At 68.1% G+C, this 12,643-nt stretch carries 15 protein-coding genes; 9 read left to right on the forward strand and 6 right to left on the reverse strand.

Annotation, left to right across the window (positions count from 1 at the left end):
- The first annotated feature begins 79 nt into the window (after positions 1-79).
- Both G6N53_RS03315 and G6N53_RS03320 read left to right on the forward strand, forming a co-directional pair.
- On the forward strand, positions 80-1,570 hold the full coding sequence (locus G6N53_RS03315) for a CoA-acylating methylmalonate-semialdehyde dehydrogenase (RefSeq protein WP_163887111.1): 1,491 nt from the start codon (positions 80-82) through the stop codon (positions 1,568-1,570).
- Positions 1,571-1,626: 56 nt separating this feature from the next.
- Positions 1,627-3,015: an aspartate aminotransferase family protein gene (locus tag G6N53_RS03320; protein ID WP_163887113.1), complete on the forward strand. Its 1,389-nt coding sequence runs from the start codon at positions 1,627-1,629 to the stop codon at positions 3,013-3,015.
- Here G6N53_RS03320 and G6N53_RS03325 read toward each other — a convergent pair.
- Positions 3,012-3,659: a hypothetical protein gene (locus tag G6N53_RS03325; RefSeq protein ID WP_163887115.1), complete on the reverse strand. Its 648-nt coding sequence runs from the start codon at positions 3,657-3,659 to the stop codon at positions 3,012-3,014. The genes G6N53_RS03320 and G6N53_RS03325 overlap by 4 nt on opposite strands.
- 103 nt (positions 3,660-3,762) lie before the next feature.
- Here G6N53_RS03325 and G6N53_RS03330 point away from each other — a divergent pair, with 103 nt between their 5' ends.
- The 6 genes from G6N53_RS03330 (at position 3,763) to G6N53_RS03355 (ending at position 7,926) form a co-directional block, all read left to right on the forward strand.
- On the forward strand, positions 3,763-4,326 hold the full coding sequence (locus G6N53_RS03330) for a hypothetical protein (protein WP_163887117.1): 564 nt from the start codon (positions 3,763-3,765) through the stop codon (positions 4,324-4,326).
- 118 nt (positions 4,327-4,444) lie between these two features.
- A complete protein-coding gene (locus G6N53_RS03335; protein ID WP_163887119.1) occupies positions 4,445-5,197 on the forward strand; it encodes an SDR family NAD(P)-dependent oxidoreductase in 753 nt (250 codons plus the stop codon).
- 36 nt (positions 5,198-5,233) lie between these two features.
- Complete coding sequence (locus G6N53_RS03340) at positions 5,234-6,280, forward strand: CobW family GTP-binding protein (protein ID WP_163887121.1); 1,047 nt, start codon at positions 5,234-5,236, stop codon at positions 6,278-6,280.
- A gap of 67 nt (positions 6,281-6,347) precedes the next feature.
- On the forward strand, positions 6,348-6,734 hold the full coding sequence (locus tag G6N53_RS03345; RefSeq protein WP_163895407.1) for a DUF2237 family protein: 387 nt from the start codon (positions 6,348-6,350) through the stop codon (positions 6,732-6,734).
- Positions 6,735-6,764: 30 nt separating this feature from the next.
- Entirely contained in the window at positions 6,765-7,418 is a 654-nt protein-coding gene (locus G6N53_RS03350) for an MOSC domain-containing protein (protein ID WP_163887123.1), read from the forward strand.
- Positions 7,419-7,695: 277 nt separating this feature from the next.
- Positions 7,696-7,926 (forward strand): hypothetical protein, encoded by a 231-nt coding sequence (locus G6N53_RS03355; RefSeq protein WP_163887125.1) that lies wholly within the window; start codon positions 7,696-7,698, stop codon positions 7,924-7,926.
- Positions 7,927-7,933: 7 nt separating this feature from the next.
- Here the strand turns inward: G6N53_RS03355 and G6N53_RS03360 are convergent, their stop codons facing one another.
- Together G6N53_RS03360 and G6N53_RS03365 are read right to left on the reverse strand one after the other, a co-directional pair.
- Positions 7,934-8,635: a ZIP family metal transporter gene (locus tag G6N53_RS03360; RefSeq protein ID WP_163887127.1), complete on the reverse strand. Its 702-nt coding sequence runs from the start codon at positions 8,633-8,635 to the stop codon at positions 7,934-7,936.
- Between the two features lie 122 nt (positions 8,636-8,757).
- Positions 8,758-9,738: a coiled-coil domain-containing protein gene (locus tag G6N53_RS03365; protein WP_163887130.1), complete on the reverse strand. Its 981-nt coding sequence runs from the start codon at positions 9,736-9,738 to the stop codon at positions 8,758-8,760.
- A 215-nt stretch (positions 9,739-9,953) separates the two neighbouring features.
- On the opposite strand from G6N53_RS03365, the gene G6N53_RS03370 reads away from it, so the two are divergent.
- On the forward strand, positions 9,954-10,964 hold the full coding sequence (locus G6N53_RS03370; protein WP_163887132.1) for an iron-containing redox enzyme family protein: 1,011 nt from the start codon (positions 9,954-9,956) through the stop codon (positions 10,962-10,964).
- On the opposite strand, the gene G6N53_RS03375 is transcribed toward G6N53_RS03370, so the two are convergent.
- From G6N53_RS03375 to G6N53_RS03385, 3 genes are all read right to left on the reverse strand, one after another.
- On the reverse strand, positions 10,941-11,096 hold the full coding sequence (locus G6N53_RS03375; RefSeq protein ID WP_163895409.1) for a CDGSH iron-sulfur domain-containing protein: 156 nt from the start codon (positions 11,094-11,096) through the stop codon (positions 10,941-10,943). The genes G6N53_RS03370 and G6N53_RS03375 overlap by 24 nt on opposite strands.
- Before the next feature lie 44 nt (positions 11,097-11,140).
- Positions 11,141-11,833 carry a HemK2/MTQ2 family protein methyltransferase gene (locus G6N53_RS03380; RefSeq protein WP_163887134.1) on the reverse strand — a complete coding sequence of 231 codons (693 nt, stop codon included), beginning with the start codon at positions 11,831-11,833 and terminating at the stop codon, positions 11,141-11,143.
- A 102-nt stretch (positions 11,834-11,935) separates the two neighbouring features.
- Positions 11,936-12,559 (reverse strand): DUF3159 domain-containing protein, encoded by a 624-nt coding sequence (locus tag G6N53_RS03385; protein ID WP_163887136.1) that lies wholly within the window; start codon positions 12,557-12,559, stop codon positions 11,936-11,938.
- Between the last annotated feature and the right edge of the window lie 84 nt (positions 12,560-12,643).

Below are 12,643 nucleotides of genomic sequence, written 5' to 3' on the forward strand. Positions count from 1 at the left end.
AACACAATGTAAAGGGATCGGAGTATTCAGAGACACTCTGTCGCCCGTTTCGGCGGCCACACCGCACCAGACTGGGGTCATGCAGCGTATTTCTCATTGGGTGGGTAACAAGGAGTTCGCGGGTGCGAGCAGCGCCTCGGCGCCGGTGACGAATCCGGCGACGGGTGCGGTCACCGGGCAGGTGGCGTTGGCCACCGTCGAGGATGCGCGTGTGGTGATCGATGCTGCCGCGGCGGCGTTCCCGGCCTGGCGGGACACCTCGCTGGCCAAGAGGACTCAGGTACTGTTCCGGTTTCGGGAGCTGCTCAACGAACGCAAGGGTGAACTCGCCGAGATCATCACCGCCGAACACGGCAAAGTCGTCTCCGACGCCCTCGGTGAAGTCTCGCGCGGCCAGGAAGTCGTCGAGTTCGCCTGCGGCATCCCGCACCTGCTCAAAGGCGGATTCACCGAGAACGCCTCGACCAAGGTCGACGTCTACTCCATCCGCCAACCCCTGGGCCCGGTCGCGGTCATCTCCCCGTTCAACTTCCCCGCCATGGTCCCGATGTGGTTCTTCCCCATCGCCATCGCCTGCGGCAACACCGTGGTCCTCAAACCCAGCGAGAAAGACCCGTCGGCCTCACTGTGGATCGCGGCGCTGTGGGCCGAAGCCGGCCTACCACCCGGGGTGTTCAACGTCCTACAAGGCGACAAGACCGCCGTCGACGAACTACTCACCAACCCCACGATCAAATCCGTCAGCTTCGTGGGCTCCACCCCCATCGCCCAGTACGTCTACACCACCGCCACCACCGCCGGGAAACGCGTCCAAGCCCTCGGCGGCGCCAAGAACCACGCCGTCATCCTGCCCGACGCCGACCTCGACCTGGCCGCCGACGCCATGGTCAACGCCGGCTTCGGCTCCGCCGGGGAACGCTGCATGGCCATCTCCGCATGTGTGGCCGTCGGACCCATCGCCGACGACCTGGTCGCCAAAATCACCGAACGCACCACACCGCTCAAGATCGGCGACGGCACCCAAGACTGCGACATGGGCCCCCTGGTCACCCAAGCCCACCGCGACAAAGTCGCCGGCTACATCGACGCCGGCGAAGCCGACGGCGCCAAAATCGTCGTCGACGGCCGCACCGTCACCCCCAACGGTGGTGCAGACGGCTTCTGGCTCGGACCCACCCTCATCGACCACGTCACCCCCGACATGAGCGTCTACACCGACGAAATCTTCGGCCCCGTCCTGTCCGTCGTCCGCGTCGACACCTACGACCAAGCCCTGGAACTGATCAACACCAACCCCTACGGCAACGGCACCGCCATCTTCACCAACGACGGCGGCGCCGCCCGCCGCTTCCAAAACGAAGTCCAGGTCGGCATGGTCGGCATCAACGTCCCCATCCCCGTCCCCATGGCCTACTACAGCTTCGGCGGCTGGAAAAACTCGCTATTCGGCGACGCCCACGCCCACGGCACCGACGGCGTCAACTTCTACACCCGCCAAAAAGCCATCACCCAACGCTGGCTCGACCCCAGCCACGGCGGCATCGAACTCGGCTTCCCTCAAAACGCCTGATCAACCCACGCAAGAGTACGGTTTGGGACACATCAACCAGATAGGTCTTCACGGTCATGACTGTGCTGAACGAAACCACCCAGCTGCCCAATGGTCTGAGCGTCGAGGCGGCCCGCGCCGAGGCCGCCCGCACCTACGAGCTCGATCGCGCCCATGTGTTCCATTCGTGGTCCGCCCAGGCCGACATCTCACCGATGACGATCGTGGCGTCCGAGGGCTGTCACGTCTGGGACGGTGACGGCAACCGGCTGCTCGACTTCTCCTCGATGCTGGTGAACACCAACATCGGCCACCAGCATCCCAAAGTTGTTGCCGCCATTGCCGATCAGGCGGCGAAGCTTTGTACGGTGGCGCCCCAGCATGCCAACGATGCCCGCTCCGAAGCCGCCCGGCTGATCGCCGAGCGGACACCCGGTGACCTCGACAAGATCTTCTTCACCAACGGCGGCGCCGACGCCGTCGAGCACGCGGTGCGGATGGCCCGCCTGCACACCGGCCGGTACAAGGTGCTGGCCCGCTACCGCTCGTATCACGGCGGCACCGAGACCGCGATCAACCTGACCGGTGATCCGCGGCGCTGGCCCAACGATCACGGCAATGCCGGCGTCGTGCACTTCTTCGGTCCGTTCCTCTACCGGTCGCGCTTCCACGCCACCACCGAGGCCGAAGAGACCGAGCGCGCGCTCGATCATCTGCACGAAACCATCCGCATGGAGGGGCCGTCGACCATCGCGGCGATCATCCTCGAGCCCATACCCGGCACCGCCGGCATCATGGTGCCGCCGCCCGGCTACATCGCCGGAGTGCGGGCGCTGTGCGACGAGTACGGCATCATCTTCATCGCCGACGAGGTGATGGCAGGTTTCGGCCGCAGCGGAAAGTGGTTCTCCATCAACCATTTCGACGTCGTCCCGGACCTGCTGACCTTCGCCAAGGGCGTCAACTCGGGTTACGTGCCCCTCGGCGGCGTGGCGATCAGCCCCGCCATCGCCGACACCTTTGCTCATCGGGCCTACCCGGGCGGGCTGACGTACTCCGGGCATCCGCTTGCCACAGCCGCCGCCGTCGCGACGATCAACGCGATGGCCGACGAGGGCATCGTCGAGAACGCCGCAAGGATCGGCAGTGAGGTCCTCGGACCCGCGCTGCGTGAGATGGCCGGGCGGCACCGCTGCGTCGGCGAGGTGCGCGGTGCCGGCGTGTTCTGGGCGGTCGAACTCGTTGCCGACCAGCAGACCCGGGAGCCGCTGGCGCCGTACGGCAGTTCCAGTGCCGCGATGAATTCCGTCATCGCAGAATGTAAGAAGTCCGGGTTGCTGCCGTTCGCCAACTACAACCGCATCCACGTGGTGCCGCCGTGCATCGTCACCGAGGAGCTGGCCCGGGAGGGCGTCGCGATCCTGGATCGCGCCCTGGATGTCGCGGACGCGGCGCTGAATTCCTAAGCGCCCAGCTCGCCGGAGATTCCGCGCTCGAGGGCGACTCGGGCGCGTTCGGGCAGCACGACCAGGCCGTCGAGCTCCCGCCGCGCCAGCCGGTAGGCCCGCTCGCGTTCCTGGGTCGTCGCCGCCGTGTCGGCCGAAACCCGCAGCAGGCGTTGCGCACGGCCGAGCCGCTCCTGGTCCTCGCTGGAGAAGCCGGTGCGGCGCCGCCGGATCGCCTCGGCTTCGGCGACATCGAAGGCGGTGACGTACTCCTGCACCGCGTCCAGATATTCGCGGGTGGCGTCGCGGTCGTCCACGAGGTCGGCCACATCCGCGGGGCGCAGGAAGTCCGACCGCAGTTTGGCCCGGTGGAAACGCTCGGTGAGCGGGTCACGCATGTCGGTCATCAACGGATAGTCGAGCAGCTTGGCGACGTCGAGCTCGTATTCGAGCCAGCGCGTGTCGGTCCGGTCGTGTTCCTCGATGGTCCGGGTGATCGCCCGCCGCTGCGCGGCAGCGGCATCGGGGCGCGGTTCGGCCTCCGGCGGAAGCTCGGCCGCACGGCGACCGCGTGCAGAGGTGATGGCCCTGAAGGTGGCATAGCCCACACCGGCCAGTGGCACGAGGATGAGCAACAACTCGGCCAGGCGGAAGAGCAGTCCCATTCGGCCAGGATGCCACCACCCGCGCCGGGCACATGCCTAGGCAACCTAGAAAAATCGTCAGTTTGTTGGTTTCGTTTTGGTATCGGTGGGCAATTTCTTCGGCATGCGAAACAAGACCACTTCTCCCCGGACCTCTCCCCGAACCCTCGGTTCCCTGCTCTTCGCAGGCGCTGCGGCGACTGCGATCGCGACGGCTCCTCTGACGTTTGCGCAGAGCCCGTTCAACACCAATCCGCCGCCGCCTCCGCCGCCGCCGCCGGCGTGCGTCAATGCTGACGGAACGCCGTGTTACGTCGGTCCCGACGGTGCCGCGGGCGCCATCCCCGGTGGTCCCGGCGGCGTCGCCGGACCCGGTGGCGCTGCGGGCGCCATTCCCGGCGGCCCGGGCGGCGTGGCCGGACCCGGCGGCGCTGCCGGAGGCGTCCCCGGCGGACCCGTCGGTGAAGCCGGACCTGGTGGCGCCGAAGGCGCGATTCCCGGCGGCCCTGCCGGTGAGGCGGGACCCGGTGGCGTCAGCGGTAGCACCAATCCCGGTGGCGTCAGCGGCGCCGCAGGACCCGAAGGCGCCACCGGCGCCATCCCAGGTGGGCCGAGCGGCACCGCCGGACCGGGCGGGGCCAGCGGCTGCATCCCCGGTGTGGGCTGCGCAACCATCCCCGCGCCCTGATCTGAACGCATAACTCCACAACCGTGGCCGAAGGGCCGGGTCTGATTCCCCCCGAGATCAGGCCCGGCCTTTTGGTGCGTCGCACACCCGACGAACAGCGGTGGCTACGGTAGCGAGCATGGATGGCAAGACCGTGATCGTGACCGGGGCGGCCCGTGGTGTCGGCAAGGGCATCGCGTCCGCTCTTGTCGAGCGTGGCGCCTCGGTGCTGCTGGTGGACCGTGACCCGGAGCTGCTCAGCGCGACCGTCGAGCAACTCGGGGGTCCCGGCCGCGGCGCGGTCGGGTTGGGCGCCGATCTGCGTGAGGACGGCTGCGCAGCCCGCATCGTCGACTCAGCGGTCGAGACCTTCGGCGGGTTGCACGGTTTGGTGAACAACGCGATCGCCACCAACGAGCCCAAGCCGTTCCAGGCCATCACCCGCGAGGACTACGACCTGGTCTTCGACGTGGGTCCGCGGGCGACCTTCGAGTTGATGCAGGCGGTGTACCCGGTGTTCGTCGCCGGCGGCGGCGGCAGCATCGTCAACCTCGGATCGGGCTCGGGCACCTTCGGCAAGCCGAAGTTCGGTGCCTACGCGGGCGCCAAGGAGGCCATCCGCGGGATGTCGAAAGTCGCTGCGCTGGAATGGGGCCGAGACAACATCCGGGTCAACGTGGTGTGCCCGTTCGCCGAGACGGAGAGCATCAGGATGTGGCGGGAGATGGCTCCGGAGACCTATGAGCGCACGGTGCGCGGTGTTCCGCTGGGCCGGCTGGGCGACGTCGGTTCCGACATCGGGCCGGTGGTGAGGTTTCTGCTCAGCGACGAAGCGTCGTTCGTCACGGCGCAGACGATCATGGTCGACGGCGGGGCGGCCGGCTTCCGCTGATCTGACCGCAGCTCGCATATCGCCGAAAGGAGAAGTGTGCAAAGGGTTCCCGTGATCGCGCTGACCGGTCATCTCGGCGCGGGCAAGACCACCCTGCTCAACCACGTGTTGCGTAGCCCGGGCGCGCGGATCGGCGTGGTGATCAACGATTTCGGCGAACTCAACGTCGACGCCGGATTGGTCACGGGGCAGGTGGACGAGCCCGCCTCGATCGCCGGCGGCTGCATCTGCTGCCTGCCCGACGAGGGCGGACTCGACCTCGCCCTGGCCCGCCTCGCCGATCCCAAGCTGCGCCTGGACGCCATCATCGTCGAGGCCAGCGGCCTGGCCGACCCGGTGGCGATCTCGCGGATCATCCGCTTCAGCGGGGTGGACAACGTGCGCCCCGGCGGGATCGTCGACGTCATCGACGCAGCCACCCACTTCGACACCGTCGACCGGGACGCCAGCCCGCCGGCACGTTACGGCGTCGCCACGCTGGTGGTCGTCAACAAGCTCGACCAGATCGCTGCCGGTGAACAAACCACCGTGCTGCAGCGCATCGAGAGCCGGGTCCGCGACCGCAACCCGCACGCACAGGTCGTGGGCGCAACCGCGGGACGCATCGACCCGGCGCTGCTCTACGACGTCTCTGCCGCCGAGGAGGCGGGGCAGTTGACGTTCCGAGAACTGCTCTTCGACAGCGAACCGGACCCGGACCACGACCACGACCACGACCGCGACACCGCCCATGACCACGTCCACGCGGATTCGGTCACGGTGGTCGGTGACGGGTGTGTGGATCCCGGCGCGGTCATCGACCTACTCGAGCAACCACCGACCGGGGTGTACCGCATGAAGGGCACCATCGCGGTGCGCTACCGGACCTCCACCCGCGTCTACGTCGTCAACGTCGTGGGGCCGTCGATCCACATCGCTCCCGCGCCCGCCCACGCGACCACGAGCTGCCTGGTGGCGATCGGGATGGGGCTGGACGTGGACGACGTCCGGCGGCAGCTCAGCGCGGCGCTGCACACCGCCACCGCGGCGCCGCCTGCCCAGAGCGTCCGGCGCCTGCAGCGCTACCGCAAGCTCAGCATCTGAGCGCGGGCGGCGTCGTCCCACCTCCGGGCGCTCGACCGGTGATACTGACGTGATGGCTGAGGACACGATCGCTGAACGCAACGTGCTGGGCGGGCCGCTGGAGCCGTGCGGTACCGAGCCGATGACCGGCTTCTACCGCGACGGTTGCTGCAGCACCGGCGACGAGGACCTGGGGCGCCACACCATCTGTGCGGTCGTGACCGCAGACTTCCTCGAGCACCAGCGCTCGATCGGCAACGACCTGGCGACGGCCATGCCCGCCTACCGATTCCCCGGCCTGGTGCCGGGCGACCGCTGGTGCGTCACCGCCCTGAACTGGCTGCGGGCGCACGAGGACGGTCACGCGTGCCCGGTGGTCCTGGCCTCGACGCACGAACGCGCGCTGGAATCGGTGCCCGCAGAGGTGCTCAGCCGATACGCGGTCGACGTTCCGGACGATCTGGCCGACCTCTGAGGCGTTGCCTCGGTTGATCTAACCTTACGTATGGCCTCGGTCCTGACTGTGAACACGGCACCCGCGGCCGTTGATCTCGGCGCGCTGCGCACCGGCATCGACAAGCGTCCCAGCGCCGAGCCGCTCGCCGTGCGTGCTCCCGGGCCGAGGAAGGGCGGGCTGGGCAGCGGTGTCGTGGGTGACTCGATCGGTAACTCGCGCCACCACGGCGGTGACGACCAGGCCGTGTACGCCTATGCCCGCGAGGATCTCGACGACTGGCAGTCCCGCCTCGACCGTGACATCAGCAACGGCATGTTCGGCGAGAACATCACCACATCGGGCGTGAACCTCACCGACTGCCTTGTCGGCGAACGTTGGGCAGTCGGAGACGACGGACTGGTCCTGGAAGTCACCAGCCCGCGCACGCCCTGCAAGACCTTCTCCACATGGCTGGGGATCCCGGGCTGGATCAAGACTTTCACCGCCGCAGCGATTCCCGGTGCGTATTTTCGGGTCATCGAGCCCGGCACCATGCGCGCCGGCGACCGTATACAGATCATCGCGCGTCCGGACCACCCGGTGACCGTCGGCGTGGTGTTCCGCGCGCTGATGCTCGAGCCGGCCTTGATGCCCACCCTCGTGGCGGCAGATGCCCTGCCGGACAAGATCAAACAGCAGGTTGCCCGCCGCCACGGCGCCTGAGTGGGACTGATCCGGCGCAACGCACAGGGTTCGCCCAGCCGCCGGATATAACGTATCGGCGATTGGGTATGCAGCCGGGGAGCATTCATCCGTCAGGGTCAGTCGCCCTGGACCGGGTGGCCTGCGCGGCACGGGGGGTCGCGCACACCGAAAGCCGCAGTCGAGGCACGGCGGCAAGTGGCGAACGTAGACAGGAGCATCAGTGATCAACGACTGGAATCCGGCATGGTCCGATCCCGTGTTCGAAGATGCGGTCGCCCGAGCGAGGAACCTGCACATGGCTGAAGGTGTCCTGGTGGGCTTGCGCAGGTGCGCACCGGAAAGCGCCATCGCCGAACTGGTTTCGGTGGCCCGCGCGGCGGGTCTGTCCACATCCGCGGTGGCAAGGGAACTCGTGAGCCTGGTCAGCGGAGCCACCAACCAAGGCGTGGAGTCCGTCGCCCGCACCGTCGTCTACCAGCACTGGGGCGGCCTGATCGGGCAGGATGCCGGCCGCTCAGACGGATAACACCCGTTCAGACGGACAACACGTAGGACAGGAAGAACCCGCCGGCCGTCGCGAACGCGTTCAGCGGCCGACCGTGTTCGAATGCTTCAGGCATCAACGTGTCGGCGACCGAGGCCAGCACCGCACCACCGGCGAACGCCAGCGCGACCGCCACCACCTCGGGCCGCAGTCCGCCTGCCGCCATCCGGCCCGCCACCACCGCCGCCGCGAGCAACACCGCGCAGATCGTCCAGGTCGCCATCACAGCGCCCGGGCTCATTCCGCCTTCGCGCATGGACACGCTGCCCGCCAACGCCTCTGGCAGATTCGAGAAGAAGATGGCGACCAGCAATGACAAGGATGCGCCGCCAACCAGAGTCACTCCGAGCGCGAGGTTCTCCGGCACGCCGTCGAGGGTGACCGCTGCGAGAAGGGCGAGCCCGACACCTCCTCTGGCCGCCGAACTGCCCGGGTTGCGCCGCTCCAACAGCCAGTCGATGAGGATGAATGCTGCCGCCCCGGCGAGCAGGCCGAGGCCGGAGCGCAACGGGCCGCCCAGTCGGAACGAGTCCTCGAACAGTTCGAATGCCAGAGCCGAGATCAGCGCTCCGCTGGCGAAGGCCAGCAGCACGCGTGTGAGCTGCGCCGGAGGGGTCCACCGGGCCCCGATACCAGCGCCGATGACCAATGAGCTGGATGCCGCCACCCCGTACAGCACTGCGGTCCACACTGAACTCACCTCAGAACGCATCGATCGGCACGTCGGTTACCCGGTAACAGCTCGGTCAAACGCCGAGACCGGCGCGGGTGAGACACCCGCGCCGGTCCGGTCACAAACTGAATTTCAGCAGGTCAGCTGATACCCACCACTTCCTGCGCGATGGCGGCAAGGCGGGTCTGCGCCGCGGACACCACACGTTGGCGGTCCTTGTGCGCTTCCTCGTAGGCCACGATCACCCGGATGTCTGCCGGGTCGGTCAACTCCTTCACCGCGCTGGCGGCCTCGTTGACGTTCAGGTCGTCGTAATCGGCGATCGGCAACTCGGTCTCGTCGAGGATGCCGGTAGCGCCGCGGGCGGCATGGATTGCGTCTGCGGCCTGGTCGGCTCCCTGCTCACGGGCGACCCGCTCGGCGGCTTCCAGCGCCGAGTTGCGCGCACCCGCGAAGGTCTTGGAGGCGATGTCACCGGTCCGTGAACCGCGGTTCACCAACTCGGAGACCGCCGGCCGCACCGATCGCACGGCTTCCGCCGCTCGCTCGGCGCTGCGTGTCGACCATGTCAGCGGCAGGTTGACGAACCTGACCGCCACTCCGGCGGCTGCCTGCAGCGGGGTCCGCCGCAGCGCTGCGGGCCCACCGAGGGCGTCCTCTGCGAGCACCGTCGTCAGCCACTCCACCGTCGCGGAGTGCGCGGTGATCAGGCGTGTCGCCAGGTCTTCGACATCCTTGTGCTTGGCGGCCACCGCCAGCGCCTTGACGTAGCGTGCACGGTCCAGGAGCTGGCCCTCCAGCGCGAGGTCACCGAGAAGCGCCTCGTCGAACGGCTCCGCCTGCTCGGTCAGCGCCTTCACGGCGGCGGCGGCGCGGCCCAGGAACGGACCGATGACGTCGGGGAAGCCACCGAGGTCGCGGATCGCCTTCTCGATCGCCTCTGCGCGAATGCGCGCGTTGTCGGCGTTCTGCTGCAGCTCGGTCCGCACCGCCTCGGTTCGGGCCTGAACCACGCGGGTCTCGGCGACCTGGATCTCGGTGTGAGTCAGGTCCAGCAGGCTGCGCAGCTGCGCAACAAGGGTCGAAGTGGTCAGTGTGGTCGACGTAGTCGGTGATGCCATCAGTTGGTACACCCCTTGATATCTAGAGAGTTTCGGTCAGCGCATGAGTGCGCCTGATTTGTGGGTTACCCGTCGACGCCGAGTTGTACAGACCGATCTCGCAGATGTGAGAAACCTCGGGTGAGGTGTATCGCAGGTCGGCTTCGGGTAGTGACTTCCGCGGTGCTGGTGGGCCCGGTTTGGTCGTGATCCAGCCGGGTACTAGACCGTTCGTGATGCCGACCCTTCTGCAACCGGTGCTGCCCGAACCTCGTGGGCCGATCTCGATGTCGGTCATCGACCTGCTGACCGAACGCGCTCCGCACCACCACCTGATGCGGGTGGTCACCTCGCTCGCCGATGCCGATCCATACGGCATCGACGTCCAGCTCACCCTCTACATATGCTACGAACTGCACTACCGCGGGTTCGCCGACGTGGACGCCGGCTGGGAATGGAACCCGAGCCTGCTGCACCTGCGCGGCCGCCTCGAAGAACTGTTCCTGGCCGCGGTCGGTGACGAGGTGGGCCATATCGACGCCGACACCTCGGCCGCGGCGGAGCTGGACGCACTGTGCGTGGAGCCTGTCGAGGGCAGCGGCCCGTCGTACTACCTGCGCGACGAAGGCACCTGGGAGCAGATGCGGGAGTACTTCGCCCACCGGTCGCTCTACCACCTCAAAGAGGGTGATCCCCACGCGTGGACCATCCCGCGCCTCACCGGCCAGGCCAAGGCTTCGTTCGTGGCAGTGGAATTCGACGAGTTCGGGGGCGGCAAGGGCTCCCGGCTGCATCAGCAGCTGTTCGCCGACCTGATGGCCGCGGCGGATCTGGACACGTCGTATCTGGGCTACCTGGCCGACGTACCCGCCCCGACCCTGGCGGTGGTGAACCTGATGTCGATGTTCGGTCTGCACCGCCGGCTGCGGGGATCGTCGGTGGGACACTTCGCCGCCACCGAGGTCACCTCACCGCCCGGGTCGCGCCGGATGGTCCAGGCGCTGGAGCGCTTCGAGGCGCCGATGCCGTGCCGGGCCTTCTACCTCGAGCATGTCGAGGCCGACGCCGTTCACGAGCAGGTGGTCAGGACGGACGTGGTCGGTGACCTGATCGCCCGCGAACCCCAACTCGAACGTGACGTGGTGTTCGGTATCCGGGCCTTCGACGTGGTCGAGGGACGATTGGCCGACCACCTCATGCACTGCTGGCGGGACGGGCGGCCGTCACTGCGGAGTCCGCTGGCCTGACCGGCGGCGGTGGCTGGTGTCGCACAGCGGATAGGTCTTTGATCGCCGGCACGCGCAGATGGCGACCATGAACCGGTCGGACTCCACGACGCTGCCGTCGGGCATCTCGATGCGGACCGGGCCCTCGACCATCACCGGACCTGCGGGAACGACGCGTACCAGGCGCGGGTCTCCGCTCACGGCGCGTCCGCCCGGATCACCACGAGCCTCTCCTCCCGACGTCCGGGGGGCAGCAGCCCCACCCGGGTCAGCCACTGCGCACGCGCCGACATCACCGGACCGAACGGGATGAACTGTTGTGCCACCACCTCGACATGCATGCCGTGAGCGCGCAGCGCCGTCAGCGTCTTCTTGATGTCCGAGCACTCCGACTGCACCACCATCATGGTGCCGCCGTCGTCGACCAGGAGCGGGGCTGCAGCACAGAGCGGATCCAGGATCATCCGGCCGTCGGCTCCGGCGTTCCACGCCTGGGCCGGACCAGCCGTCACCGGGATGGAGTCGGTGTCGTCCGCAGGGCCGTGCGGCACGTAGGGAGGGTTCGCGACGACGAGGTCGAAGGGCGCGAATTCCACGGCGCGCGACCAGGAACCGCGATGGACCCGGACGTCGACCTCTTCGGTCAGTGCGCTCTGGCGGGCATGGCGCACCGCTTGCGGACAGATGTCGAACGCGGTGACCTCTGCCGCTCCGGCGGCCGCGGCCGCGATCGCGACCACGCCGCTGCCGGTACACAGGTCGGCGACGCGGGCTCCGGACACCAGCCCGGTCCCGGTCATGGCTTCGATGAGCAGGTGCGAATCCTGTTGGGGGGGATAGATCCCCGCGGGCACGGCGAGCTCATCAAAATCCGTGTAAGCGGTGGTCACGTGGTCTCCTCGGTGAGAATCCCCGATCGGGGTTCAGCGTTGCGTTCTCTAAATGCCCCCTACGCCGCGACCCAAACCACCGGGCCGGCTGTTGCGTGCCGGTCAGGCAGCGGCCGCGTGGGGCAGAGCGCGCATCGCCGTGCGGATGGCCAGATAGATCACCGACGAGGTCACCACGAACACCGGCCAGCCCATCGCGATCCGGGCGGCGGCGAGCAGAGCCTCCTGGTCGGTGTCGTACAGGTAGTACTGGACCAGGAACCGCGACCAGGACACGACCGCCATCGTGACCGTGACGATGTCGAAGGCCAGCCGCACCCTGGGCACCCGCCGCCAGGTGTCGTCTCGCCCGGTCACCCTGGCCCAGACCACTCCGACCAGCGGCCGCCGGATCAGGACCGACACCGTGAACACGATGGCCAGCACCAGATACATCCCGATGCCGGGCAGGTAGAAGTCCTTGGCCTGACCGGTGACGTACGCGAATGCCGCACAGACACCGACGCCGGCGAATCCCAGCACCGCCGGACGGGTGGAGCCCCGACGGAACAGCTGCCAGCCCAGGACCACGGCCGCGGCGGACAACGAGGCGATGATCGCCGGCACGAGTCCGGCGACAGGGGACACCACCGCGAAAGTGGTCACGGGAAGCGCGGTGTAGATCAGCCCGCTGACACCACCCGCACGCGCCAGCAGCCCGCCGTCGGGGGTCCCGGCAGTGGTCATGCGGCCAAGAGTACCGATGCCCGCGACGGGCTGCCCATTGTGAGTTCACTCTCAAAACCCTGATCGGGGGGTCTCGCGTTTGGC

This window comes from Mycolicibacterium hippocampi (assembly GCF_010723735.1).
Classification (GTDB): Bacteria; Actinomycetota; Actinomycetes; order Mycobacteriales; family Mycobacteriaceae; genus Mycobacterium; species Mycobacterium hippocampi.

Coding starts and splice junctions, on each gene's coding strand:
- G6N53_RS03375 (WP_163895409.1), bottom strand. CDS start 11,096: ATGGTCGAGGGCCCGGTCCGCATCGAGATGCCCGACGGCAGCGTCGTG.
- G6N53_RS03365 (WP_163887130.1), bottom strand. CDS start 9,738: ATGGCATCACCGACTACGTCGACCACACTGACCACTTCGACCCTTGTT.
- G6N53_RS03335 (WP_163887119.1), top strand. CDS start 4,445: ATGGATGGCAAGACCGTGATCGTGACCGGGGCGGCCCGTGGTGTCGGC.
- G6N53_RS03385 (WP_163887136.1), bottom strand. CDS start 12,559: ATGACCACTGCCGGGACCCCCGACGGCGGGCTGCTGGCGCGTGCGGGT.
- G6N53_RS03315 (WP_163887111.1), top strand. CDS start 80: ATGCAGCGTATTTCTCATTGGGTGGGTAACAAGGAGTTCGCGGGTGCG.
- G6N53_RS03355 (WP_163887125.1), top strand. CDS start 7,696: ATGGCTGAAGGTGTCCTGGTGGGCTTGCGCAGGTGCGCACCGGAAAGC.
- G6N53_RS03325 (WP_163887115.1), bottom strand. CDS start 3,659: ATGGGACTGCTCTTCCGCCTGGCCGAGTTGTTGCTCATCCTCGTGCCA.
- G6N53_RS03350 (WP_163887123.1), top strand. CDS start 6,765: ATGGCCTCGGTCCTGACTGTGAACACGGCACCCGCGGCCGTTGATCTC.
- G6N53_RS03330 (WP_163887117.1), top strand. CDS start 3,763: ATGCGAAACAAGACCACTTCTCCCCGGACCTCTCCCCGAACCCTCGGT.
- G6N53_RS03320 (WP_163887113.1), top strand. CDS start 1,627: ATGACTGTGCTGAACGAAACCACCCAGCTGCCCAATGGTCTGAGCGTC.
- G6N53_RS03370 (WP_163887132.1), top strand. CDS start 9,954: ATGCCGACCCTTCTGCAACCGGTGCTGCCCGAACCTCGTGGGCCGATC.